Here is a 23,945-nt window from a genome sequence, read left to right as displayed (position 1 = left end):
TCGGCTCGACCTGCGCAGGGTTATCGCGTTGCCGGGATGTTGCTGGTCACGGCGGTGATGAGGGCGTAGGGGCGGCGGTCGGTGCGTCGGGGGGGCGCGGGGCGATGTTGGTTTCTCCGGTTGTGCGGTGGTAGCCGATCGCGGTGCTACGCAGGGTGGCCATGACGGCGGTTCTGTTGCTGGTCCGGGGTTGAGGTGAATCTTCACGGAACGGTACATCTCGGATGTGGTGCACAAGATTCCTTTTTCAACCTGGACCTCGCGGCGCTCACGCGCCGCGTCCGACCATGCCCTCGGTAAGGCGCAGCTAACGCGTTGACCCGCAGCACGTCGGGGAGATTCAGCTCCATGGGTCCGCTGTCGACGATTTGGACATCGTCAGCTTCGATGGAGGCACCCGGCGGTGGAGGGGCTACAAAGAATTCCTGACCCTGCCTCGGCCATTCTCAACCCTCTGCGTGCCTGACAGCGCCCCCGTGGATGCGTCCAGTTGCTACGGTGCCACCCTGACCGTCCTTCGGGGTACGCGTTATCCCCAAAGATCTGGCATCGCCATTAGGAAGCTGCAGCTTGTCCTGGACGGGCGCAAGCCGCCCGTCCAGGACAGGTGGTGCTCAGGAGGCGGTGCACACCGGGGTCAGGCCGGTGGCGGCCCCAACGCCCTGGAAGCCGAACTCGGTGTACTGGCCGGCGTTTACCGAGCCGTTGTAGCTGACGTTGCTGAACTGCACGGCGCCGCTGGTGCCGGTGCGATTGGCGCTCCAGGTGTTGGTCACGGTGGCCCCGGACGGCAGGGTGAGCTGGACGTTCCACCTGCTGATCGGCGCGGTGCCGGCGGTGACCCTCACGGTGGCGACGAAGCCACCGGTCCAGGAGTTCAGCGAGACCGTGGCCGAGCAGCCGGTGGTCGGGTTCGGCGGCGTGGTCGGCGGGGCGGACGTCGGCGGCGGAGTGGTCGGGTCGACCGGCGGCGTGGTCGGCGGGACGGACGGCGTCACCGGCGGCGTGGTCGTCGGCGGGGTGGAGTTACGGCCCTTGTTCAGTTCGTCGAGGACCGCGTGGTAGGCGGCCTTCTTCTGGTAATTTCCGTTGCCGCCGGTGAACAGCAGGCCCCGCTCCGACGATCGCCACGACTCGCTGTCGGCGATGCCCCAGACGGTGATGCCGGTGCACTTCGCGACGTTCAGGCAGGCCCGGACGACCTTGCGGTAGTTCTCCGCCTGGCCCGTGCCGATGTCGTTGTTGCTCAGGTCGTCGTCGATGTCCAGCTCGGTGATGTGCACCTCGACGCCGAGGTCGGCGAAGCGCTGGATGTTGGCCTGCAGGTCGTTGGTGATGATGCTGTTCGGGTTGTCGTTGAAGTGCGCCTGGAACCCAACGCAGTCGATGTACTGCCGGTAGTTGCTGACGATGTCATACAGCGCGTTGGCCTTGCGGTTCTGGGTACCGCCCTGGACCGTCAGGCCCTCGACGTCGTAGTCGTTGATGCAGAGCTTGGTGGTGAGCCCGCCGGCCTGCACGACCTGCTTGGCGCGCATGAACGAGTCCCGGATGACGTCGGTGTCGCCGGAGTCGAAGAAGTCACCGTCGCCGTTCGCGTCCCGGTTCATGGTGTGCGGCCACTGGTTCCGGCGCCGACCGGTGTTGTTGTCCTCCAGCGCCTCGTTGACGACGTCCCAGTACGCGATCCTGCTGCCCCAGCGGTTGATGGCGTTGCCGATGAAGGTGTTCAGCGTCCCCTGGCTGGCACCCTGCAGGGCGCCGGCCTGCGAGTGCCACACCAACGTGTGACCACGGACCAGCATGTTGTTGCTCTGGGCATGGTTGACCAGGTTGTCCGCGCCGCTGGTGTTCTGCAGCCCTCCGCTCGACGTGGCGATCCGATCCGGCTTCATGTCGTTCTCGGGAGTCAGTTGGTTGAACTCCTGACCGACGATCGGGTAGAGCCGGTTGGGTGAGGCGGCGACGCCGAAGAACAGCCCGGCCTTGGCGGCCGCGGCCCGCAGCGTGGTCTCGGCCGCAGCGGCCGGATGGATGGACTGGACCGTCACAGCGCCGCTTATCAGCACCAACACCGCCGTCGGCAACGCTATTTTAGTAACTTTCTTACGCTGTCTCAGGCTGCTGCTGTTCACGGGACCTCCTCGATGCCTGACGTCAGCGATCGACGCCCATGCATGCCTCCGAAGGGTCAGTATCGATACCAGCTAGCCGCACTGTCAACAACTTCCGGAAATGCTCCGGAAACCTCCAAGAGGCCAGGAAGCCAGCGGAAGCATGTTTGTGCAGGTAAGGGAACCGCCCGACCAGGCTGTCGGACGCAGGCAGGAGGACGACGCTCGATCGCGTCCATCGTCGACGCCACAGGTACCGAAACTCTCGAGAGTGTGCCTTCTGCGGAAGGCTGCCCGGGATGGCCCGTCGGTCGAGGTCGACGTCATACCAGCGCAGCCCGGCCACCTCGCCGCGGCGCAGTATGTCGAGACGTCCGTCGTGGATGCTGACCGGCATGGTGTCGTCGAGGGTACGGAGCAGACGGAGGAAACCACCCCGGTACCTGCCGTCGCGACGTCCGCGCACCGCTGGTGGACTCCGGCGGCGGCACGGCCGCTCGCCCGCGCCGCAGGAAGCTGCCCAGTTCCGCTGGATCAGCACCGTTCATCCTGGCTATGACGCCCCACCGCACGTGGCTTCAGCGGCGAGCGTCGCGCGCGTGGCCCTCCTGGTACCAGGCGTGACGCGGTCTCGAGAGCGGCACCGGCGATTCAATGCGGGGAATTGTTCGACGGCGCGAGAGCGGGCGCTGGCGATCCGGGCGACCACGACCGGCCGCCCGCGCCGCCATGTGAGGCTGACGGTGGCTGCCACGCGCGCTGGTCGAGATCACGTTCGGGCAGGTCGGTCGTCCAGGCGACGGTGACGTCGACGTTCGGTCGAACGGTCAACCGGGTACGGGTGCCGGCCGCTTCGTGCAGGCGAACGACGAGATCGCCCGAGCGGTCCTCGGCGAGTTTGACCGCTTCACGAGCACGGACCGGTAGAGCGAACGTTCTATTCGCTAGGGTTGTCGCATGACGCGCAGCGAAACCGAAACCCGGCCCTCCGAGGCGCGACTCCGGCTACTCAACACCGCGATCCGGATCTTCTACGCGGAGGGCATCCACGCGGTCGGTGTCGACCGGATCATTGCCGAGGCGAAGGTCACCCGGGCCACCTTCTACCGGCACTTCCCCGGCAAGGAGGATCTCGTGCTCACCTACCTGCGCGAGGTCCACCAGATGGACCGCAGCGCGGTCGACGCGGCGATCGCCGCCAACCCGTCGCCGGTCGACGCCCTCGTGGCCGTGGCGAACTCCATCGCTCAGGGCATCCAGTCCCCCGGATTCCGCGGATGCGCCTTCCTGAACGCCGCCGCGGAGTACCCGGACCCTGGTCATCCGGTGCACCAGCAGATCATCGCCCACCGGCAATGGTTCCTGGACCGACTCACGATGCTGATGGCACAGGTCGCGGAGGACTCGTCGGACGCCGCCGCGCGCCACTTCGTCATGCTGCGCGACGGCGCCATGGCAGCCGGTTGCTTGTTCGACCCGGCGCTGGTGTCCGAGACCTTCCTTCGCGGGATCGAAGGACTGGTCCGGATCCACAGCCAGCGCCAGCCGACCGATTCCGCAGGCTAGTTGTCCTGCCCACCGGGGTTGGTGACGGCGACACGGATCGAATGTCCGGCCCGCCACCCAAGATGAAAATTGCTCAGTGGATGTCGCGAACCGATGTTCTGGAACCGAGAAACCGTTTGCGAGCAGGCACACATGGGCTGCAATGTTGGGACTTGTGGCCGATGCTGAGACGTACGTGACGCTCCGGATCACCGGGCCGGGGATGTCTGCGGCTGACGTGACGGCGAGGTTGGGCATCCATCCCACTCACGCACACGAGGCAGGAGATCCGAGACCTCGTGGCGCTCCTTGGCGCCATGCAATGTGGTCGCTCTCGACCGAGTCCGCGGGAAGCGGGCTTTTGGGCGAGCATCTGGGCGTCCTGCTGGACCGCATCGAACCGAAGCGGGGCGTCTTGCGCGAGATGGCCGCTGATGGATTTGACATGGACTGGTTCTGCTTCGTGTCTGTCGAGGGCAACGGGGGCATTTTGCTCGAGGTTGACCTTCTACAACGATTGGCTGCGTTTCCGATCGAACTGAACTTGGACATCTACGGCTAGGTGCACAGACGCCGCACCGGTAGGCCGCCGGCGCGGTTCCTATGGTGCAGGTCCTGTTCCAACGGCCCCGGCCCGAACCCGCCGTGCCGGTTGTCCCGGCAACGGGCTCTCCAGTGACTGCTACCTGAGCGTGATGGCAGGTTGCCGATCGTGGATGCTGTCGTGGCGGGGTGGGCACAGAATCAAAGTCTTGCGCGGCATCCTGGCCATCTGCTGCGTCCACGGTGGTTGTGGCCGTCCCGGCGTGATGAGCTGGGCCGGCCACGGACGCTGTAGTGCGCATCCGGCAACGGGAGCGGCGGTGGCACGTCCACCGGCGGCTCTGCCGCGGCGAACGTGGCCTTGATGCAGCTGTGGTGGGCCGCGACGGTCTTCTCCACCGCCTCCGCACCGGTTGTGCCACAAATGCCACCGGTGCGACATGCTGGGCCTGAGGAGCATCGGCCCGGGCGGCCTCGGCGTAGGTGCGGCCGCGGTCGCGGCAGACCACCTCGATCTCGGGATGGCCGGCCAGCCACGCCGCGACCGGTCCGGGCGTCGCGGCCCTCGATCACCTCGATCACCACAGTGCGGCCGCCGAGCGCGGCGTCGGCAAGTCGTCGCCGGTACTTCCCGTGCGTACGAACAGAAGTCCTGCCGCGTCGCAGGCACCGGCCCCGACGTATACGCGACCGCGCCCGCAGCACAACCGTCGCCGCCGATCGGTCGACTACCTCAACGACCACATCGGACAGATGCGGAAAGACCTTGATCAAAGTTGATGGCACCGCGCCGTTCTTGGCCCTCACCGCCCGAGCCGCGGCGAGGATTCACTCACGATTGTCTAGCGCGTCCGAGCGCAGGTTCTGAGGCAAACAATCGAGCACTCTCTCATTTTAGCTAACCGGACGCCGGCGTCCGCTAGCGTCCCAAGCAGCCAGGGGTCGCTTACGGCGGCTTTGACTTAGCTCACGAAGAGTAATAAAAGTGAAGGCAGTCGCGATCATCGAGTTCGGCGGTCCCGAAGGGCTGGCAGTCATCGACATCCCCGGCCCGGTTCCCGCGCAGGGACAGGTACTGATGGCCAGCGAGGCGATTGGCGTCGGAGGCGTCGACGTCATGATCCGAAGCGGTGCTCTCGCTGCCTACGGCTACCGAGAGGGTCATATTCCGGGCGGCGAGGTGGCGGGGACGGTGACCGCGGTGGGCGAGGGCGTCGACCCCGCATGGGTCGGGCGGCGCGTGTGGGCGTTCACTGGCACGGGCGGCGGCTATGTCGAGCAGGCGATCGCGCCGATCGGAGAAGTCGTGCCCCTCCCGGCGGGCCTCTCTGCCGTCGACGCCGTGACGCTCGGAAGCGCCGGAGTCGTGGCCCACTTCGGTCCCTCCCACGCTCACTTCTCGTCGGGCGAGGTCGTGCTGGTGCGCGGCGCGGCCGGCAGCATCGGGATCATGACGGTCCAACTCGCGGCTCTCGGCGGTGCCAGCGCTGTGGCAGTCACCACCTCCTCCCCTGAGCGTGGTCGTCGATTGCGCGCTCGGTGCGACCCACGTGCTGGACCGCTTCGGCGAAGGAGGGCCGGACGATCCCACCGGCTACGACGTCATCATCGACGTGGTAGCAGGTAAAGACATGCCTTCGTTCTTTGACAGGCTTAAACCTGAGGGTCGACTTGTGGTCGTCGGCGCCGTCGGGGGCGGCCGCCGGCAGACTTCGGCACGAGATTGATGGCCGCCTTCCAGAAGTCGATGTCCTTCGCCACCTTCAGTGCCGCGACGGTAGCCGAGCCCGCTCGACGTGCGGTGAGGATCGAGCAGTTCGCTGCCGCAGGTCGCAGCCAGCTCCAGACAGTGGTGCACGACGTGCTACCGCTGGAGCACGCCGCGCTGGCGCACCAGAGGATGGAGGCTGGTGAGGTCTTCGGAAGAATCGTGCTGACCCCGTAATCGCATGATCATCACAGATGGCGACTGGCTCACCCGGCACGACGTCCCCGGGCTTGTCGTCCAGGCGCACACACATCTGCCACAGAGCACGCGCGGCGGCCGGCTGTGCATGGGTCACAAAGCGTGGCGGCGTACGGCTGGCGCGCGGCGTCCGGTTCGCCATGCTCGCCAGCACCGCCCCGATCCCCGCGTCCTCCGGCAAGACCATCCGCTATCAGCTCAACCGCTCGGGAGACCGTCAACTCAACCGCGCCCCGCACACCATCGTCCTCACCCGCCTACAACGCGACGAACGCACCCGCACCTACGCCGACCGCCGCCGCCGCACCCAAGGAAAGACCGACCGAGAGATCAAACGCTGCCTCAAGCGCTACATCGCCCGCGAGATCTACCGGCACCTCGAAAGCCCGCCCCCAACCACTTGACGCGGCATAGGAGCGTCGGCACCCGTACCGGTCAGCTCAGCAGTTCCCGGGCCAGCGCCCCGTTCCACCACTGCTCGACGCGATCCGGCGCCCAGCCGCGCTCGGTGGTCAGGACGGCGTAGACGTCAATGCTGCAGACAGCCGCATAGATGTCGACGGCGGACGGGACGTCCAGGCCGGGGCGGAGCACCCCGGGCGGCCACGACGAGAAGACCCGTACCCGAGTCTCGTCACCCCGTCTGCGGCCGTCGAGGTAGGTTGTGGCCAGTTCGGGCTCGGTACGGCCCGCTTCGCGGATCAGCGTGATGACGTCGCCCGAACGCTCGAACAGCCGCCGGTCGTAACCGGCCATCGCGGCGAGTTGCCGTTCCGGTGTCGCGGCCGGGGCCTCCAGCTCCGCAAGCATCTGCGCCGCGTCAGCCGACAGGTCAGCCGCGTCGGCCAGAGCCCGGGTCAGGCCGGACTTGTTCCCGTACGCCGCGTACACGGTCGGGACCGAGACGCCGGCCTCACGCGCCACGTCGCGGACGGTCGTACCCGACCAACCGTGGGTGACGAAGAGTCGACGGGCGGCCTGGGCGATTTCGGCTCGCGTCTGCTGGGCCTGCGTCGTGCGGCGTACGGACTCGTAGCGCCGCCGGCCGGGTTCGGCGGTCATGCCTGTCTCCTATCGCTTTACGCTAGCTATAGTGAATACATGTCAAGTAAAGCCAAGTTCACCGTACCGTCGAGCATCGGCTTCCACCGGCTCAGCGGCATCGCCGCGATCGGCTTCGCCACCATGATCGTGGTGGCCAACCTGATCGCCGTACCCGCGGGCCTGCCACAGACCGGCGCCGACATCGGCGAGGTCGACGCGTTCTTCAGCACCAAGTCCCACATCGTGGGTCTCACCACCGCCCTCACTCCCGCCGCATGGATCCTGGCCACGCTGTTCGGCGCAGGTGCGGTCGCCGTGCTGTGGCAGTCGGAGCGCGACCGGGGCGAGGCGTGGTCATTGCTCGGATTCGCCGGCCTGGTGCTGCAGAACGCCACCTTCGCCGCGGTCATCGCGATCCGCCTCGCGCTCGCGTCGGCGGCCACCGGCGACGCCGGCACGGCGGGGCTGTGGGCGCTGCACGACTGCCTGTTCACCCTCAACGGCACATTCCTGGCCCTGGCCCTGATCGGACTGTCCATCGCCGGCCGGCGCGCCAACCTCATCCGGCGGTGGCACGGCACGTTGGGCCTGCTGTCCGCGGCACTGCTGTTCACCTCGGCTACTCTCGCGCCGCTTGTCGTCGACCGAGCGGGCCCTTTCGGCCTTCTCGGCCTGGTCGGCTGGCTGCTGTGGGTGGCTTGGATCGTCGCCTACGGCACCATCCTGATCCGCCCGAACCATGGTCCACGATCTCCGGGGGTGGATCCCCAACTGGCGACCGGATGACTCAGAAACCCTTCCACAGGCGGATCGGCCGCAGGAAGGTTCCCGGCACCCAACCTCCCGCTGTCCACACATGTACTCGCGGCGATCATGGCGCTCTGGCCGATTGCCGTGGCCACATCGCTACTCCCCCATACCGACAACGACCAGAAAACGGCGGCCTACTCGGCCTACGGCGGATGCGACCCCAGGACCGAACCAGCCACACCCGTACCGCTCAGAGAGGGTGACCTGATGGATCAATACGGACAACTGCCGATCCCGCGCACCGACGTCGCGGTGAGCACGCTTCGCTTCGTCAAGAGCATCGAAGACGCAGCCATCTTCAACCACAGCATGCGCACGTACCTCTACGGACGATTTCTCGGCGAACAGCAAGGTCTGCGGCCCGATCGCGACTACGACGACGAACTACTCTTCGTCGGCTGCCTACTGCACGATGCCGGGCTCAGCCGTGAAGGCAACGGCGACCAGCCCTTCGACATCGACGGTGCCGACCTGGCCGCTCGCTTCCTCACCGGACAGGGGCTGGCACAGGAGAAGGTGGAGATCGTCTGGGACGCGATCGCACTGCACCTGCACTACGACATCGCCATCCGGAAACGTCCAGAGATCGCACTGGTGAGCGCCGGCGCCGGATTCGACCTCGGCCCCGATGGGCCGTATCCCCTACCCGCCGGCTACGCCGAGCGCATCCACGACGTGCTTCCCCGGCTGCACGCCGCCGCCGTGCTCCACGACACGATCGTCAGCCAGGCGCTCGACAAGCCACACAAAGCCCCGCCGTTCAGCATGCCGGGCGAACTCGTTCGCCAGCAGACCAACGCGATCTGGCCCACCTGGAAACAACTGATGACCCAATCCCCACACTGGAACGACTACGACGGATACCAGCCGGGCGGCGATCGTCACACGTCCCGGTAACCCGCCGTAAACGACGTTCACAAGGACCCGCGAGGTTGCGGAACGGTCTGGCCGGATCCCGACGGATCCGGCCAGACCGCCCTTCAAGCGGTAACGGGCTACAACAGCGGACGGACAACTGCCCGGGCCAGCGCCTCGGCGAATGCGCGTGGGGCCGCGACGGCAGCCGCCCCGTGGGCGTAGTAGCGCAGGAACGCCTCGTTGAAGCACCCGCCGATCAGTAGCGACGCGGTCGCGTCCGGGTCCGCGTCCGGGCTGATCCGCCCGATGGTCTGCTCGGCCCGCAGATAGCTGGCGAAGATGGCGACCGCCTTGTCAGGGCCGCCGCCGTGCCGGCTCATCGCCACCCGGTGTGCCGCCATCCGCTGCGGGTCGGCGAGAAGCGCCCCCAACATGGGGATCGATTGCTGGTAGAAGTCCAGGACCGCGTGCGCGAGTTCGGCGAGGTTCTCCTCGACGTCGCCGACGCCGGGGTGGACCGAGACCCGGGACAGGCCGGGCAGTCTCTCCTTGAGGACGGCGAGCAGCAGTTGCTCCTTGTCGGCGAAGTACTTGTAGAGCGTCGGCTCCGAGACCTTCGTCGCCTGCGCGATCTCCTTGGTGGTGGCCAGCGCAACCCCGCGGGTCCGCAGGATGCGCTCGGCCGCGTCGAGGATCCGTTCCCGCGTGCTCATGCCGCCTCGTCTCTCCGGTTGACAGGTTAGTGATTACTAGCCCAGTATGGGGGTTAGTAATCACTAACCCCAGGAGGACCTGCATGCGCATCACTGTCTTCGGCGCAACCGGCGGCACCGGCCAACACGTCGTACGGCACGCACTCGCCGTCGGGCATCACGTCACGGCAGTCGTACGGGACCCCGCACGCCTGCCCCAGGCGGACCACCCGCGACTCACACCGGTGATCGCCAACGCCATGGACCCGGAGGCGATCGAGGCAGCCGTGACCGCCCAGGACACAGTGGTGTCGGCTCTGGGGCCTCGCACCAGAGCCGACACGTCAGTCTGCGCCGACGGCGCCCAAGCGATCATCGCCGCGATGCGCGCCGGCGCCACCCGGCGCCTGATCGTCGTCACCGCTAGCGGACACGTCGTCGACGCCGGCGACGGGCCAGTTACCCGCACCGTCGTCAAACCACTGCTGCGGCGGTACCTCAAACGGGGATTCGCCGACTTCGCCCGCACCGAGCAGGCCGTCCGGGACAGCGAACTGGACTGGACGATCATGCGCCCGCCGCGACTCACCAACGGCAAGCACCGCCCATACCGCACCGCCATCGATCGAAACGTACGCGGCGGCGTCACCATCGCCCGTGTCGATCTCGCCCACGCCATCCTCGCCGCGCTGGACGACCCGAGCACGGTCCGCCACACGATCGCGCTGGGGTACTGACCATGAAGAGGCGAATCATCCTCGCCGCGTGCCTGCTCCTCGTCGGCGTACTCGGCACCGTGGGCACCGTCGGATACCTCACGTTCGTCCGGTCACCCGCCAACCCGCCAGGCGACGCCTGTGCCGACGGGCGCAAGCCGGGCTCGCGTCCCGTGGTCGTCGCGGCCGGCGCCAGCATGACCCAGGGCACCCTCGGCGCCGACTGGGTGGGCGGGCTACGTGCTCGGCCGGAACATCGGGCATACGAGTTCGTCAACGCCGGCGTCAACGGCAGCACCAGTGCCGACCTGCGACAGCGGGTCGACACCGACATCGTGGCGTGCAACCCGACCGCCGTCACGATCCTGATCGGCACCAACGACGTACGCGACGGGGTACCGCTGGAGCGTTACCGGGACAATCTCGGCGCGATCGTCGATCGCGTCAAGTCCCGTACCACCGCCCGGATCGCGCTGATGTCCCTGCCACCGCTCGGCGAGGACCTGACCAGCGAACTCAACCAGAGGCTCAGCGGGTACAACATCTCGATCAAGGAGATCGCGACCCGCGCCCAGGTCGACTACCTGCCCGTGCACGAGCGGATGGTCGGCCTCCTCCGACAGCGCGGCGGTGACCCGACACCGTACGACTTCAGTTTCGTCCTGGCCTTCTGGGCGGCGACCCAGCACTATCTACTCGGGCAGAGCTGGGACGAGGTCGCCCGAAACGGCGAACGCGAACTACTCGTCGACCACATCCATCTGAGCGACCGAGGCGGAGCAGTCGTCACCGATCTCGCCGCCCGCTGGCTGGCCGGTGACCAGTGAACCTCAGGTAGCCGATGGGTTACCCAACACTCTCTGAGGCGCTGGCCGGGCCGCCCGACGGCCGTCAGCGCGGCGGCAGCTGGCGGATGCCCGACTCGTAGGGCTCGAACACGACGCCATCGGGGCCATCGACGCCGAAGAAGTCGCGGAAGGCATACTCGTCCGTGAGCATTTCGTGGAGGAAGCTGCTCAGGGAGAGCTCGTACGGTTCCACGTCGTTGCCGCTGCGGCGGTTGACGCCGATGGTCCACTCCTCCGGATCGCTCTTTGCCGCGATCCAGAAACCGTAGCCGCCGTTGTCGGTCCAGAAGCACGGATGCAGCTGTCCCGGCCCGAACAGCGGCCGCCACTTCTCCCCGTCTTCGGCGGCCGGCTCAACGGTCGTCAACCGGCGGGCGTTCGCCTCCTCGGTGTAGATCCGCTCCTGCTCGACAAGCATGTCCACAATCCCGCCGGGCTGCTTCAGCGACCGCTCCCCGGTGATCAGGTTGCCGAAGTCGCCCACGCTCGCCGGGTGCAGCAGGTTCAGGAATTCGCCGAAGCCGCCGGGTGGGAGCCGCTCGCACAGCCGCTTGTAGTCGGAGGGCAGTGGGTGCCCCAGGGCGGCCTCGATCGCCGGCCAGTCCAGTCGCGGGGCCCGGGGACCGTGCCAGCCCGCCAGATCAACGATGCACTGAACGTGATCGTCGTCGGCCACCTGCTGACTCCCGTACGCCGCTGGGCACCCTTCCACGGCGCATGCTACTCAACGGCCGGTGATCGCAAGGCGCACCGCGTGGTGTCGGGCGGGGTCATGGACATCCGCCACGCTGGCACCGTACCGACCTGGCACGGCCAGTTCGGCACGGTCCCGGCCGGGACGTCCCTGCGGTATCGGTCAGCCGCGAGAAGAACTACGACGGGCTTGCTGCGCTGTTCGCTCCCGGCGCCAAGATCGTGATTCACGGCGACACCTGGAAGACGCCGCAGGACCTGGTGAACGTGATGGGCGAGTACACCGGCGACGCGCCAACGGTTCACCACGGTCACATGGCGGAGATCGAGATCACGCCGGACGCCTGATCTGAATCCGGCGCCTGGCGCCCACGCGGGCGCCACCGACGCCGGTTGACCGTCACGGCGCGGCGACGTGACGGCAGAGACCGTAGAGAGCCGGATGCGTGCAGAGACGCACCTCCGGTTCGCCGAGGGGCCGGGGAAACGGACCGGGAGCAGTCCCGACACCGCGCCCCGGGCTTACCTTGCAATAGCTGAGGGTGCTATTCGGACGAGCGCGATTCGGTGTGGCAGTGGCAGTCTTCCGCGCCAACAGCGGCAAGCGTCGGAGTCGCAGCGAGCCGAGGAAGCTTCGTTCAGGTTAGTTGTCTCTTGGGCCAGCTTCGGCCCTGGGTCGGCCCGGCTACGGAGACACGTGGCGGCAGATTGATCAAGGCGGCCCGGCGCCGGGCTGATGGTGATCGCTGACGCCACTCCGGCTCATAAACCTCTGGTCCGGGAGTCGGGCGCCGCCGCCCTGCAGTGCCCATGGTTCTGATGTAGCTGGACCAATCCGGGTCCGCCATCCCGATGGCATGGATGCCATCGCGAACGTGGGTTGTTCGGGCCCTGCGACTGTTCGACACCGTCGCGAAGGCCTGCCGCCGCCGATCCGCCCGACGCATACCGCTGATTCGTGTCCGGTGCCGCCGTGGCCGGCTCGTGCTCACCTTCTGAACCACTCGCTGAAATACCCAGCCTAGAAATAGAGATGAGTATCAATCAAGTCCATGCGGTTCGCGGATAAGGTCATTCTGGTCACCGGTGCCACGTCCGGCATGGGGCGGGCCGTCGTAGAGCGGGTCGCCGCCGAGGGCGCGAAGGTCGTCCTGGCGGCGCGGGGCAAGGAAGCGGGTAACGCCTTCGTCGCCGAGCTGCGCTCCGCCGGACGAGATGCGATCTTCCTGCCGAGCGATGTGACAGTCGGGGCCGAGGTGGAGGAGCTGGTCGCCCGGGCGGTCCGGCACTACGGCCGGCTCGACGGCGCGTTCAACAACGTGGGTGCGGCCACTGCGTACGGTCCGGTCACGGAGATCGACGACGACGCCTGGGCTGCGGAAATGTCCCTCAACCTCAACAGTGTCTTCTTCGGTGTGAAGTACCAGATCCCCGCTCTGCAGGCATCCGGCGGCGGGTCGATCGTGAACAACGCCTCCGTCACGGGTGTCACCGGCCCGGCCCCCTACAGCGCCGCCAAGCACGGCATCGTCGGGCTCACCCGGTCAGCGGCACTCGACGTGGCCGCGACGGGTGTACGGATCAACGCGCTTGTCACCGGCGGCGTCGACACTCCGCTCCTGCGCGGCAACATGGGCCCGAACCCGGAGGAGGCCATCCGTGTCGCCAACGAGATGCACCCGGTGGGACGGATCGGGCACCCCGACGAGATCGCCGCGCTCGCGGCCTTCCTGCTGAGCGACGAAGCCCCGTTCATCACCGGAGCTGCGCTCGCGATCGACGGCGGCCTGACCGCCGCGTAGGGGCTGCACCCGTCTCGGCCCGGCAAGCACGACAGACAACCAGCAATCACCACCCTGAAGGAACAACGATGTCCACTCGTCAGATCGCACCGGAATCCCAGCGGTGGAAAGCCTTGCTGTTCATCTCCATCGCCCAGCTGATGGTCATTCTCGACGGTGCCGTGATGGGGCCCGGCGCCATGCCGGGTCCCACCACCGTCGGAGGCGTTCACCGCTCCGGCGGGTCCTCCCGGCCCTCGCGGTCGGCCAACTCCCGAGACGTTCCAGGAGAACCGCCGGACGTCCAACCGCAGTGCACGGGGTACCCCGGCTCCTGCCGCGAACGTCTCAGCGCCCCTGACTCGCCGGCCCGTCCAACGCCCCGTGGCGGGCCGGCGGGTGGTCAGCGGGCCTGGTGAGCTGACTGCGGTACGCGCGCGGCGAGTGGCCGGTGGTCCGCTTGAACGCGACGCTCAGCGCGCTCTCGGAGCTGTAGCCGACGGCGCCAGCGATGGTGGCGACGGTGTCGTCGCCCCGGCGGAGCCGGTCGGCGGCGAGCTCGATCCGCCACTCGGTGAGATATTCCAGGGGGCCCTTGCCGACCACGTCCTTGAACCGGGACGCGAGCGTCGACCGGGAGACTGCGACGGCCCGGGCCAGCTCCGCCACCGTCCACGGGTGGGCCGGCCGGGTGTGCAACTCCCGCAGCGCGGCGGCGACCGTCGGGTCGGCGAGGCCAGCCAGCCAGCCGGTGGGCCCGGCGTCACGGGCGAGGTGCAGGCGCAGCACCCGGACCAGCATGACGATGGCGAGGCGCTCGGCGACGAGGGTCGCCCCCAGCGGCCTGCCGCGCAGCTCGGCGTCGAGTTCGTCGAGGGCCCACCGCACGGTGTTGGCCTCCGGCATGCCGGCCGGCACCTGGATGAGCGGCGGAAGGCTGTCCAGCAGCAGGGCGCGGGCCCGCTCAGTGAAGGTGAACGCGGCGCCGACGAGGAAGACGTCGTCGCCGTCGCCGGCGCGGGCCACGCCGTCGCCGGCCGCGGCGAAGATCGGGTACGCCGGCTCGGCCGGCAGGTCCGGGTCACTGGCCAGCGTGAACGCCACGGGCCGGGTCAGCAGGAAGCAGTCACCCGTGCCGAGGCGGACGGGATCCGGCACGCCGTCGACCCGCAGCCAGCAGGAACCGCGCCGGACGGCGTTGAACTTGGCCCCGGCCGGCGGCGGGAACCGGACCGCCCAGCGGCCACCGGCGGCCAGCCCCGCCGACACCTGGCTCGTCGCGTCGAGCAGTGCCAGCACATCCTCCAGCGGGTCCACCCGCACCTCCCTCGGACGCACGCGAAAGAGCGGCGGACGCTGAACCATGGCTGGTCCGGCCGGGCCGTTCGTAACGTTGCCATCATGACAGCCACCGCACGCCTGACCACCACTCCGTTCCCCGCCCGGGCGACGGCCGCCGAGATCCTCGACGGCGTCGACCTCACCGGATGCCGGATGATCGTCACCGGCGGCGCCTCGGGGATCGGCGCGGAAACGGTACGCGCCCTGGCCGGCGCGGGCGCCGAGGTGACCGTCGCCACCCGTGATCCCGGCCGCGCCGCCGCGCTGGTCGAGGAGTTCACCGGACTCGGCCCGGGCGGTGTCCGGGCGGTCGCTCTCGACCTGGCCGACCTGTCGTCGGTCGACGCATTCGTCGCGGCCTGGGAGGGCCCGCTGCACTCGCTGGTCGCCAACGCCGGCGTGATGGCGGTCCCGGACCGGCAGCTCACCGCCGAGGGCTGGGAACTCCAGCTCGCCACCAACTACCTCGGCCACTTCGCGCTCGCCCGCGGCCTGCGCGACAACCTCCGCGCCGGATCCGGCCGGGTGGTGGTGGTCAGCTCCGGGGCGCAGTTGCGCCGGGCCGTCGACTTCGACGACCCGCAGTTCGAACGGCAGCCGTACGACCCCTGGGCGGCGTACTTCCAGTCCAAGACCGCCGACGTCCTGCTCGTGGTCGGTATCGCCCGGCGCTGGGCCGCGGACGGGATTATCGCCAACGCGGCCAACCCGGGCTACATCATGACCAACCTGCAGCGGCACCTCGACGACGACACGTTGCGCTCGTTCGGGGTGACGATCGACGAGGCGGGCAACCGAACGGTGCCGGACTACTTCAAGACCCCCGCTCAGGGCGCGGCGACCTCCGTACTGCTGGCCGGGTCACCGCTGCTGGTCGGTGTCACGGGCCGCTACTTCGAGGACAACCAGGAGGCGGAGGTCGTCCCGGGCGGCCCGGAACCCATGACCGGGGTGGCCGAGCACGCCGTCGACCCGGCGGCCGCCGACCGGCTCTGGGCGTACGCCGAGCAGGTCCTGGCAACCCGCTGAGCACGCCCGAGAGGCGCGGCGCCCGTCGGCGCCGCGCCTCTCGGCGCCTCCCGGCACCCCGGGGCGGGGGTCCGGTCTCACGCGCTGACCGACGAAGTCGGCGCGGTAGCCGATGAGCACGGTGAGTTCGGCGAGCAGCCGGTCGGAGGGTTCCAGGACCGGGATGTCGGGGCGCATGCGGCTGGTCTGGGCGATCACCAGGGCACACGGCCCGCCGATCAGCAGCAACGCAAACAGGCCGATCCCGACCAGGTTGCCGTAGCAGGCAGCCCGACCAGGCCAAGCCATACCCGGCCCTACAGTGGCAAAGTTCATCTATTCCAGGGCAGCCAGCGAGCGCAGCCCCCGCACTTCCAATCATCGCTTGCCGCGGAGGCCGGCGACGGGGTGAAGACGATCTACACCGCCAAGCGTCGCGGCGACCAACGCGCCGGTAGTGCCGAACCGGCCCACACGTTTGAGCCTCGTAAACCCTCCTGATTGCCGGTCATTCCGGGGCCACCTATCCAGCAAGTCGGACGACCGCTCAAGCAGGGCAGCGCGAGCGCCTTCATGGTCTGGAACGCGAGGACCGAGTCCAGGGGCCAGCGCTGCCTCGTCCTGCTCGTGCTGCCGCTGGGCGGCGATCTGGTCGAGAATCCGGGCGGGGCAGGGGCGGCCACAGCTGACGCGCCTCGTCTCGGCCGAGGGTGAGGTGTGGCTGGCTGGCGTCATGCCGTCGGGCTGGGCCGAGCGGTAGTGGGTTGGTTCAGAAGGTGAGCACGAGCCGGCCGCGGACGCCGGCCTCGAAGCGGCGGTGCGCGTTGGACGCCTCGGCGGCTGGCAGGGTTTTCGCGACTCGTGGGATGAGTACTCCTGACTCGTCGAGGCGGCGGATTTCGTCCAGCTTGTCTATCCGGGCGGCGTGGTCGGGCACGAACAGGGTCCGCACTCTGGTTCCGCGGCTGCTGGTGGCGCGGTAAGCCGCGATCCGGCGCGCATCGCTCCGCCTTGAAATGACCGAGCGTAGTCAGACCAGGCAGCTTCGTGATGACGATGACAGCGCCCCGAGACGGCCGACGTGAAGTCGTCGGCAAGTGGACCCCTGTATGTCAGCGTGACTCCGGGCCGTACCCGACGACGCCGTTTCTTCGGTTGAGTCCGGCTCGGAGTGCGCCGGGTCAGTTGGACGCCGGCCGAAGTTCGGCGATGGTGTGGCTGTTGGATGTGTGGTCTGGTCGCTGTCCCGCGAGCCATTCGTCGAAGGTGGTCGGCGCGATGCGGGCCCCCTGGCCGGGCAGCAGCACGGTGCCGGCCATCGCCGGGCCGAAGATGGCCGACCACGTCGGCACGAGTTTCACCTTGTGGCCGCGCGTCTCGTTGGTGCGTCGTGCCATGTCGACGAGGTCCTGTGGTTCCGGGCCGGCGACGTCGGCGTAGCGGCCTTGCGGCTCGCCCGCCGCGATCTCGACGAGAATGTCGGCGACGTCCTGCGGTGCGATCGGCTGCACGAGCAGCGGCGCGATCGTCGCGACGCCGTCGCGCTCGGTCCAACCCGCGACCATCGCGGCGAAGTCGTGGAACTGCGTGGCCGGGACGATCGTCCACGGCAGTGGACCGGCGGCCACGAGACGCTCCTGCTCGCGCTTGCCAGCGTAGTGTGCGTTGCCCTCGACGCGATCGATCCCGACGATCGAGAGCAGAACGTGGTGTCGGACACCGGCCCGCTCCCCGGCGGCGAGCAGGTTCCGGGTGGCGGTGCCGAAGTACGCCACCGTCTCCGCGTAGCTGGTAGCCGGCCCGTTGGTGACATCGATGACCGCATCGACGCCGGTGAGGGCTTGGTCGAGTCCGTCACCGGTTGACAGGTCCACGCCCAGCGAACGGCTGATCCGCACGACGTTGTGTCCGTCCCGTTCGAGGCCGGCGACGGTGAGGGCGCCGATGTTCCCGGTCGCCCCGGCGACTGCGATTCGCATGACGATCTTTCCTCTCGCTCGCTACCGGGCCGACAGTATCTCGGACTTAGCAGATCCGCAATATCTGCGATACGCTGACACTGTGAAGCTGCCCGTGAGCACCGAATGGCTGTTGCACTGCGCCGCGACACTGGCGCAACTCGATCCGGGAGCCACCGCGTCGGCGGCGCAGCTCGCGCAGTACTACGACCTCCCGGCGGCCTATCTGGCCAAGCAGCTACAAGATCTCGTCAAGGCCGGCGTGCTGACCGCGACAACAGGTCCACGCGGCGGGTTCCGGCTCGCGCAACCGGCGTCCGAGATCACACTGCTGCGGATCGTGGAAGCCGTCGACGGCACCTCACCGCCGTACGAGTGCCGCGAGATCCGCCAACAAGGACGGGGAGCACTCCCTCCCGAGCAGTGCCAGAACACCTGCGTCCTCGCCCAGAAGATGGCCGACGCGCACGACGCGTGGCGGCGCAGCCTCGCCGACGTCTCACTCGCCGACATCATCGCCACGCTGCCCCCGACAGCACCGGCCCGCACCCGATCCCTCCTCACGCCGACGACGAGTTCCACGCCGTCGCGCCGATCGCCGAGGTCGCATGCCGCCGACCCCCCGCCTCGGCCAAGTCGATGACCGTCCCACTCCGCGCTGAGATCGCCGGGCTCCTGCCTACCGCATCCGTGACCGGAAACGGTGACACGAGTTCCTCAACTTCCTGAAGACCCTGCGCCGCCGCTGGCCCGACGACAAGCTGTATCTGATCCTGAACACAAGCTGTATCTGATCCCGAACAACTTCTCACCCCACAAGCACCCGGAGCTCGGCGCCCCTGGTGCGCCGCCAACTACATTGACCCGGTGTTCCTGCCGACATACGCGTCCTGGCTGAACTGGATCGAGGCCGAGTTCGCCGCCCTGCGGTACTTCGCCCTCAACGGCACCGACCACCGCGCCCACCCAGAACAGAACACCGCGATCGGCGACTACATCCGATGGCGCAACCGCAACCGCCAAGCCCGATCCAGGTCCGGATTCGCTATCAACTCCAAGATCCGTCACCCGGATTACTCGCTCGGTCAAGGCTGCATGATGAGCACTAGTCAGCGACGTGGATGACGATCTTACCGTGACGTTTGGCCGTCTCCAGCGCCTCGTAACCTGAGCGCGTCTCAGTGAGGGGCAGCACGCGGTCCAGCACTGGCCTCAACCGACCGTTATCGACGAACTCGGCGATGGAACGCAACGCGTTCTGGTTGGGCTCGACGACGAAGTACACCCCACGAACGCCATACCGGGCTGCTTCCTGTTGGTCGGGTGGGGTGACGAGGGAAACCAGGACACCACCCGGTCTCAGGACCGACCAGGACCGCGACTGCGTGGCTCCTCCGACAAGATCAACGACCACATCCACGTCGCGAACGTGGTCCTCGAAGCGGTCGTGCGCGTAGTCGATGACCTGCTCGGCACCCAACCCCTTGACGAACCCCAGGTCGGCCGCCGCCGCCGTGGCGCTCACACGAGCGCCGAGACCGGCCGCGAGCTGCACCACGAAGATCCCCACGCCGCCGGCACCGCCCTGCACCAGCACGTGCTGCCCGGCCTGCAGGTCGGCATGATCCACCAGGGCCTGCCAGGCACTCAACGCAGCCAACGGGAGCGCTGCGGCGTGGTCGTGGTCAACGACGGCGGGTTTGGCCGCCAGGACGGCTGCGGGTAGGACGACGTACTCGGCCGCCGCGCCATCGCGGGTGAAAGGGATCAAGCCATAGACCGCCTCCCCCTCAGCAGGGCTTTCCACCCCCGCCCCGGACGCCGCGACGACTCCAGAGAACTCGTGCGATGGAATGATCGGCGTGCGCGCGGGTCCTGTCCCGTCCAAGCTGTGCGTCCAGGTTGCCGGCCAGCTGAGCTCATGGGGTGTCATAGAGGCGGCCTTCACGGCCACCAACACCTCACCGGGCCCCGGCTCCGGCCGCGGCGCCTCCTCGTACACAAGTTGCTCCGGCCCGCCCCTGGTGTGAGCTCTCACGGCGTGCATCATGCTCATCCGACGCCCGCTCCTTCCGACCGCATCCGACTGGCCCGCCGGCCGCCCCTGGGGATGAAACACAGGCCAACCCCCGCATTATCTGACGGTTCGGCAGCCGCCTGCCGGATTTCCACAACCCTTGCCCCTTCGGCGCAGAAGTGCGCTGGATCAGGGCGCGCTCCCGGGCAGTAGCGTGCGCCGCTGACGGGCCGGGACGAGGCGTTGTGATGCGTCGAGGTGATGCGTATCGGCGAACAGCCGGAAGCGGCCAATGAGGTCGGTCGTGGCGCGGGCGTCGGCGATGTCGACCGGGTCGCGCAGCGGAATCCAGTGGCGGGCTGCGACGGCGATGTCGAACAGCGGGCTGGCTGGCCTCGCCAGATCGAAGTCGATGAACGCCGCACGGCCATCATGAACGACGACGTTTTCCAGACACAGGTCGGTGTGGCAAACCAGATCGCCCCGCGCGCCAGGGGGAAGCTGCGTCAGCTGACGAGCAGGCCAGCGCATCCCTTCGGGCAGTTGGGAACCGACAGCAGCGCGATGCAGCTCGGATTGCAGGAGCGCGACGCTGACCAGCAAGTCCTCGTCGGCCACCCAGTCAGGAAACGGTGGGATCGCGACATCTCCGTCGAGATAGTCCAGTATTTCGCGGCCGTGTTCGTCCAGGCCGTGAAATCGCGGCGCGGCGGTGAAACCGACCGCCTGAAAGTGTTGCAGGAACAGGCGGACTTGGGGCGTGGCCGGGCCGCCGGGTCGGCGCACCGTGTCATCGACGCGGATGACCGCCCCGACGTTGTCAACTCCGCCTGCCAGTGGCTCCATCCCGTGATCCTCCCTGGGGGTCGGGCCTGGTGACCTCGCGGAAACTGTCGCGTGTTCCTTGTGGTGGTAGTCGCGCCGGTCACCGGGTGTGTTCGTCGCCAAGGGCATACCGGCTCCAGGGGCTGCCGGCGCGATGCTGGCGGCAGCGCGGCTGGACCATCCCGGCGCGCGATGCCGGCGGGGCATCGGCGATGCTGTGGGCGTGGAGTACGTGTCCAGAGTGCCGCGACCGCCGCTGGACGGGCTGATCGACGACCTCTACTACCTGGAGGGTGCGCCGCCGTACGCCCTGCTGATGCTGCCGCCCGCGCCGTCGGCGCTGCTCATCGTCAACCTCGGGGCGCCGTTCCGCATCCGCGCCGGCACCGACATCGAGACGGCCGAGTACGCCGACGGCTGCGTGGTCACCATGCCCACCCGCGCGTGGGAGTTCGGCTACCCACTCCGGACCCGGTCGGTCGGCGTGCACTTCAAGCCGTGGGGGCTGGCGCCGTTCCTGCCGATGCCCGCGGCCGAGCTGTGTGACCGGCCGGTGACGGTAGAGCAGGTTTGGGGCCGGCCCGCCATTGCTGAGCTGCGAGACCGGCTGGCCACGGCGGACGGACCGCACGAGATGCTGACGCTGCTCGAGGAGGAGCTAATGCGACGGCTGTGCGAGACCGCCGGCCTGGGGCTGGTCCGCCATATGAGCAGTGTCATCGCGGCGACCAGCGGGGGCGTGGCGATCGGCGACCTGAGGGGGGCAGCCGGTGTCAGCAGCACTCATCTGGCACAGCGGTTCAAGGAGCTCATCGGCGTCACGCCGAAGCGGCTGGCCCGCACCTACCGCTTCGCCGCCACCGTGTTCGCGATCAATCCCGCCGGACCGATCGACTGGGGCGACCTCGCCGGTGGCGCAGGCTACTTCGACCAGGCCCACTTCGGCCACGAGTTCCGGGCGTTCACCGGGCTCGCGCCGACCCGGTACGTCGAAGTCCGGCGGCGGTTCCTGCGCGAACATCCCGGCCACGTGCTGGACGGCTGGCCGCTGCCGGCCGATTGATTTCTTACAAGAGCGACAGCTCACGAAACGCTAATCTCAGGGCACCCCAAAGCAGAGGAGCGCCCCGTGGGCAAGGTGGTCATGTACGCCTCGGTGTCGGTGGACGGCTTCATCGCGGACGAGAACGACCAGCCCGGACCGCTGTTCGACTGGTTGACCAGCGGTGACGTCCCGTTGGACGAGAGCGGCGAGGTGAAGGTGTCGCAGACGTCCTACGACTACACCCGGCCGTACTGGGACCAGATCGGGGCGACAATCGCCGGGCGCCACGTCTTCGACATGACGGACGGCTGGGACGGGAAGCCTCCGAGCGGGATCGACCACGTGGTCGTCGTGACGCACCGGCCGAAGCCCGAGGGCTGGGACCCCGAGGCGCCGTTTCACTTCGTCGACGGCGTCGAGGCAGCCGTGGCCAAGGCGCAGGAGCTTGCGGGTGACCGCATGGTCGAGGTCGCCGCTGGCGACGTCGGTGGCCAGGTGCTTGCCGCGGGCCTGGTCGACGAGGTGCGCATGGACGTCGTACCCGTCGTGTTCGGGTCCGGCAAGCGCTACTTCGGGTCGGTCGACGCGCAGCACCTGTTGGAGGATCCTGACGTGGTGATTCAGGGCAACCGGGTGCTTCACCTGCGCTATCGGGTGCGCCGTTGACCGATCTGAGCGGGTACGCGAAGAAGTCCACTGCGAAAGGTGACACAAGATCGGGCCTCCGGCTGCGTTTGCGCGTCGCTGTCCCTGGCCGGGCAGAGCCGACGCCGATCCACCCCAGCACCTCACCTGTGGCAAGTTCAACTCAAGATCACTGGTTGCCGGTTTCCGTCGTATCTTGGCCGACCCCCTCCCTTGTCCGAACACCGACGCCGCTTCGCTGTCGGCCTGGTCGCTCGGTCAGTTCCATGAGCCGATGGTCGCTGCCCGTTGCGGAAGTCGGCTGACTCGGCTGGCGGAGGTGGCGGCGGCCCGCAGACGGATGATCTCGTCGTGTTGAGCGGCGAGTCGCGCGAGGGGCCTGGGTCTGGAACTCGGTGAGTTCGTTGATCGTGCTGGTTGACTCGACCACACGGTTCTTCAGCCCGGTGATCTCGGTCTTGAGGCGGGTGATCTGCGCGTCGCGCGGGTCGGGCTGATCGCCAGCCTGCTGGAGGGTCCGTAGGCGCCGTTCGAACTCGGCGGAGATCGGCGTAGGGCCGGGTGCCGTAGAAGGCGGTGCGGTCGACGCCGGACTCGACGGCCAGGGTTGTGATGTCGCAGCGGCCATCGGGCGGGATCTCGCCGCGCAGGAGCCGGTCCATGGCAGCCCGACACCATGTTCGGCCAAGAACTCCATCCACTCCTTGACCGCCCGCGCGTACGCCTCCCACGAATTCGGTGACGGCGCACCGCTGGCGGGCAACTCGCGCAGCCACCGGTTCACCGCCACCGTCGGCCGCGGAGCGCCTGGACCGTCCTCGAACCGCAGATCGTTATCCACCAGCACCGGCATCCGCTCCGGAATCAGCGGCCGACGCTCGACGTCCCAGCTCTCCCAACCCTGGGACGCGAAGAAACTCAAGATCATGACCGGAGACCATAGAAACACCACCGGCCTCTGGCAAAACGCAAACGCCCAGCTCTCGCTGGCTGCTGGGCGTAATCGCAACACGAAACCCAAGCAAAGACAATTCGCCGAAAGTCATGCGACGTTATCTTCAAACCGTGGCAGCCGGGGTGGTGTTCGGCGATGGCCGCGCACCGACGGTGCAGCATGTTTACGATCGTGCCCGGGGTGGTGACGTGCCTGCTGGTGCCCCGTTGACGTGGAACAGGTAGGGCAGCGGGGTGCTCCAGAGCTTGTCGTGGGCGTCGAACCGGGCCAGCCGGGCGATGGGCTGACCGTCGCGGGTGTGCCGGCGAACGAGCTCTTCCGGTTGCGGGCGCTTGCTTGACTGTTTTAGCGGAACGACAATTCCGGCTCTCGTGACCTGCCTGTCGATCGCGGTCCAAACGCAGGTGCGGCTGCTGCGAGGTGTGACGCAGCGTCAGATTGCCGGCCGGGCTGATGTTCGCTGCTGGTTTCTCGCCGAGATGTCGCGCTATCCAGCAGCCCGATCAGTTGAGCTGGCCCTCCGACTCGTTGAACCATGGGC

General features: G+C 68.1%; 26 protein-coding genes and 2 pseudogenes. 16 read left to right on the top strand and 12 right to left on the bottom strand.

Going from position 1 to position 23,945, the window contains the following annotated elements:
- Positions 1–614: 614 nt before the first annotated feature.
- Together ACSMXO_RS12225 and ACSMXO_RS12220 are read right to left on the bottom strand one after the other, a co-directional pair.
- A complete protein-coding gene (locus tag ACSMXO_RS12225; protein ID WP_455417793.1) occupies positions 615–2,135 on the bottom strand; it encodes an endo-1,4-beta-xylanase in 1,521 nt (506 codons plus the stop codon).
- A gap of 630 nt (positions 2,136–2,765) precedes the next feature.
- Positions 2,766–3,011 (bottom strand): annotated as a pseudogene (locus ACSMXO_RS12220) (glycosyl hydrolase-related protein); the annotation flags it as partial.
- A gap of 60 nt (positions 3,012–3,071) precedes the next feature.
- On the opposite strand from ACSMXO_RS12220, the gene ACSMXO_RS12215 reads away from it, so the two are divergent.
- The 5 genes from ACSMXO_RS12215 (at position 3,072) to ACSMXO_RS12195 (ending at position 6,572) form a co-directional block, all read left to right on the top strand.
- The gene (locus tag ACSMXO_RS12215) at positions 3,072–3,680 is read left to right on the top strand and encodes a TetR/AcrR family transcriptional regulator (RefSeq protein ID WP_346263493.1); all 609 of its coding nucleotides are present in this window, start codon (positions 3,072–3,074) and stop codon (positions 3,678–3,680) included.
- A 142-nt stretch (positions 3,681–3,822) separates the two neighbouring features.
- A complete protein-coding gene (locus tag ACSMXO_RS12210; protein WP_455417792.1) occupies positions 3,823–4,221 on the top strand; it encodes a DUF4279 domain-containing protein in 399 nt (132 codons plus the stop codon).
- 966 nt (positions 4,222–5,187) lie between these two features.
- Entirely contained in the window at positions 5,188–5,829 is a 642-nt protein-coding gene (locus ACSMXO_RS12205) for an alcohol dehydrogenase catalytic domain-containing protein (RefSeq protein ID WP_455417791.1), read from the top strand.
- 99 nt (positions 5,830–5,928) lie between these two features.
- On the top strand, positions 5,929–6,147 hold the full coding sequence (locus ACSMXO_RS12200; protein ID WP_455417790.1) for a zinc-binding dehydrogenase: 219 nt from the start codon (positions 5,929–5,931) through the stop codon (positions 6,145–6,147).
- 17 nt (positions 6,148–6,164) lie between these two features.
- Positions 6,165–6,572: a transposase gene (locus ACSMXO_RS12195; protein WP_455417789.1), complete on the top strand. Its 408-nt coding sequence runs from the start codon at positions 6,165–6,167 to the stop codon at positions 6,570–6,572.
- Positions 6,573–6,603: 31 nt separating this feature from the next.
- On the opposite strand, the gene ACSMXO_RS12190 is transcribed toward ACSMXO_RS12195, so the two are convergent.
- A complete protein-coding gene (locus ACSMXO_RS12190; RefSeq protein ID WP_346263685.1) occupies positions 6,604–7,230 on the bottom strand; it encodes a TetR/AcrR family transcriptional regulator in 627 nt (208 codons plus the stop codon).
- Between the two features lie 39 nt (positions 7,231–7,269).
- On the opposite strand from ACSMXO_RS12190, the gene ACSMXO_RS12185 reads away from it, so the two are divergent.
- Together ACSMXO_RS12185 and ACSMXO_RS12180 are read left to right on the top strand one after the other, a co-directional pair.
- Positions 7,270–7,998, top strand: coding sequence for a hypothetical protein (locus tag ACSMXO_RS12185; RefSeq protein ID WP_455417788.1), 729 nt, complete (start codon positions 7,270–7,272; stop codon positions 7,996–7,998).
- 231 nt (positions 7,999–8,229) lie between these two features.
- Positions 8,230–8,919: an HD domain-containing protein gene (locus ACSMXO_RS12180; RefSeq protein WP_455417787.1), complete on the top strand. Its 690-nt coding sequence runs from the start codon at positions 8,230–8,232 to the stop codon at positions 8,917–8,919.
- Between the two features lie 98 nt (positions 8,920–9,017).
- Here ACSMXO_RS12180 and ACSMXO_RS12175 read toward each other — a convergent pair whose 3' ends face one another.
- Positions 9,018–9,593, bottom strand: a complete 576-nt coding sequence (locus ACSMXO_RS12175; protein ID WP_455417786.1) for a TetR/AcrR family transcriptional regulator — start codon at positions 9,591–9,593, stop codon at positions 9,018–9,020.
- A gap of 83 nt (positions 9,594–9,676) precedes the next feature.
- Between ACSMXO_RS12175 and ACSMXO_RS12170 the strand changes: the two genes are divergently transcribed.
- Positions 9,677–10,309 carry an NAD(P)-dependent oxidoreductase gene (locus ACSMXO_RS12170; RefSeq protein ID WP_455417785.1) on the top strand — a complete coding sequence of 211 codons (633 nt, stop codon included), beginning with the start codon at positions 9,677–9,679 and terminating at the stop codon, positions 10,307–10,309.
- Between the two features lie 2 nt (positions 10,310–10,311).
- Positions 10,312–11,115 carry an SGNH/GDSL hydrolase family protein gene (locus tag ACSMXO_RS12165; protein WP_455417784.1) on the top strand — a complete coding sequence of 268 codons (804 nt, stop codon included), beginning with the start codon at positions 10,312–10,314 and terminating at the stop codon, positions 11,113–11,115.
- A 64-nt stretch (positions 11,116–11,179) separates the two neighbouring features.
- Here ACSMXO_RS12165 and ACSMXO_RS12160 read toward each other — a convergent pair whose 3' ends face one another.
- On the bottom strand, positions 11,180–11,812 hold the full coding sequence (locus ACSMXO_RS12160; protein WP_455417783.1) for a hypothetical protein: 633 nt from the start codon (positions 11,810–11,812) through the stop codon (positions 11,180–11,182).
- A gap of 239 nt (positions 11,813–12,051) precedes the next feature.
- Between ACSMXO_RS12160 and ACSMXO_RS12155 the strand changes: the two genes are divergently transcribed.
- Both ACSMXO_RS12155 and ACSMXO_RS12150 read left to right on the top strand, forming a co-directional pair.
- Positions 12,052–12,177, top strand: coding sequence for a hypothetical protein (locus ACSMXO_RS12155; RefSeq protein ID WP_455417782.1), 126 nt, complete (start codon positions 12,052–12,054; stop codon positions 12,175–12,177).
- Between the two features lie 704 nt (positions 12,178–12,881).
- Entirely contained in the window at positions 12,882–13,631 is a 750-nt protein-coding gene (locus tag ACSMXO_RS12150; protein ID WP_455417781.1) for an SDR family NAD(P)-dependent oxidoreductase, read from the top strand.
- A 327-nt stretch (positions 13,632–13,958) separates the two neighbouring features.
- Here ACSMXO_RS12150 and ACSMXO_RS12145 read toward each other — a convergent pair whose 3' ends face one another.
- The gene (locus ACSMXO_RS12145) at positions 13,959–14,927 is read right to left on the bottom strand and encodes an AraC family transcriptional regulator (protein ID WP_455417780.1); all 969 of its coding nucleotides are present in this window, start codon (positions 14,925–14,927) and stop codon (positions 13,959–13,961) included.
- An 84-nt stretch (positions 14,928–15,011) separates the two neighbouring features.
- On the opposite strand from ACSMXO_RS12145, the gene ACSMXO_RS12140 reads away from it, so the two are divergent.
- Positions 15,012–15,980: an SDR family NAD(P)-dependent oxidoreductase gene (locus ACSMXO_RS12140; RefSeq protein ID WP_455417779.1), complete on the top strand. Its 969-nt coding sequence runs from the start codon at positions 15,012–15,014 to the stop codon at positions 15,978–15,980.
- Between the two features lie 78 nt (positions 15,981–16,058).
- On the opposite strand, the pseudogene ACSMXO_RS12135 reads toward ACSMXO_RS12140, so the two are convergent.
- The 3 genes and pseudogenes from ACSMXO_RS12135 to ACSMXO_RS12125 form a co-directional block, all read right to left on the bottom strand.
- Positions 16,059–16,184: pseudogene (locus ACSMXO_RS12135) on the bottom strand (IS110 family transposase); the annotation flags it as partial.
- Between the two features lie 544 nt (positions 16,185–16,728).
- The gene (locus ACSMXO_RS12130; protein WP_455419226.1) at positions 16,729–16,950 is read right to left on the bottom strand and encodes a zinc-binding dehydrogenase; all 222 of its coding nucleotides are present in this window, start codon (positions 16,948–16,950) and stop codon (positions 16,729–16,731) included.
- 190 nt (positions 16,951–17,140) lie between these two features.
- Positions 17,141–17,938 carry an SDR family oxidoreductase gene (locus tag ACSMXO_RS12125; protein ID WP_455417778.1) on the bottom strand — a complete coding sequence of 266 codons (798 nt, stop codon included), beginning with the start codon at positions 17,936–17,938 and terminating at the stop codon, positions 17,141–17,143.
- On the opposite strand from ACSMXO_RS12125, the gene ACSMXO_RS12120 reads away from it, so the two are divergent.
- Positions 17,904–18,560 (top strand): RrF2 family transcriptional regulator, encoded by a 657-nt coding sequence (locus ACSMXO_RS12120; RefSeq protein WP_455417777.1) that lies wholly within the window; start codon positions 17,904–17,906, stop codon positions 18,558–18,560. The genes ACSMXO_RS12125 and ACSMXO_RS12120 overlap by 35 nt on opposite strands.
- Positions 18,561–18,784: 224 nt before the next feature.
- On the top strand, positions 18,785–19,042 hold the full coding sequence (locus ACSMXO_RS12115; RefSeq protein WP_455417776.1) for a transposase: 258 nt from the start codon (positions 18,785–18,787) through the stop codon (positions 19,040–19,042).
- On the opposite strand, the gene ACSMXO_RS12110 is transcribed toward ACSMXO_RS12115, so the two are convergent.
- Together ACSMXO_RS12110 and ACSMXO_RS12105 are read right to left on the bottom strand one after the other, a co-directional pair.
- A complete protein-coding gene (locus ACSMXO_RS12110; RefSeq protein ID WP_455417775.1) occupies positions 19,023–19,973 on the bottom strand; it encodes an NADP-dependent oxidoreductase in 951 nt (316 codons plus the stop codon). The two genes, ACSMXO_RS12115 and ACSMXO_RS12110, sit on opposite strands and share 20 nt — an antisense overlap.
- Positions 19,974–20,123: 150 nt before the next feature.
- Positions 20,124–20,780: a phosphotransferase gene (locus ACSMXO_RS12105; RefSeq protein ID WP_455417774.1), complete on the bottom strand. Its 657-nt coding sequence runs from the start codon at positions 20,778–20,780 to the stop codon at positions 20,124–20,126.
- Positions 20,781–20,982: 202 nt separating this feature from the next.
- Between ACSMXO_RS12105 and ACSMXO_RS12100 the strand changes: the two genes are divergently transcribed.
- Positions 20,983–21,822 carry a helix-turn-helix domain-containing protein gene (locus ACSMXO_RS12100; protein ID WP_455417773.1) on the top strand — a complete coding sequence of 280 codons (840 nt, stop codon included), beginning with the start codon at positions 20,983–20,985 and terminating at the stop codon, positions 21,820–21,822.
- A gap of 66 nt (positions 21,823–21,888) precedes the next feature.
- Positions 21,889–22,470, top strand: a complete 582-nt coding sequence (locus ACSMXO_RS12095; RefSeq protein ID WP_455417772.1) for a dihydrofolate reductase family protein — start codon at positions 21,889–21,891, stop codon at positions 22,468–22,470.
- Positions 22,471–22,618: 148 nt separating this feature from the next.
- Here the strand turns inward: ACSMXO_RS12095 and ACSMXO_RS12090 are convergent, their stop codons facing one another.
- A complete protein-coding gene (locus tag ACSMXO_RS12090; protein WP_455417771.1) occupies positions 22,619–23,377 on the bottom strand; it encodes a hypothetical protein in 759 nt (252 codons plus the stop codon).
- Between the last annotated feature and the right edge of the window lie 568 nt (positions 23,378–23,945).

This window comes from Plantactinospora sp. DSM 117369 (assembly GCF_053764795.1).
Note: the sequence above shows the minus strand (reverse complement) of the source record. Positions and strands in the feature narration are given on the sequence as shown.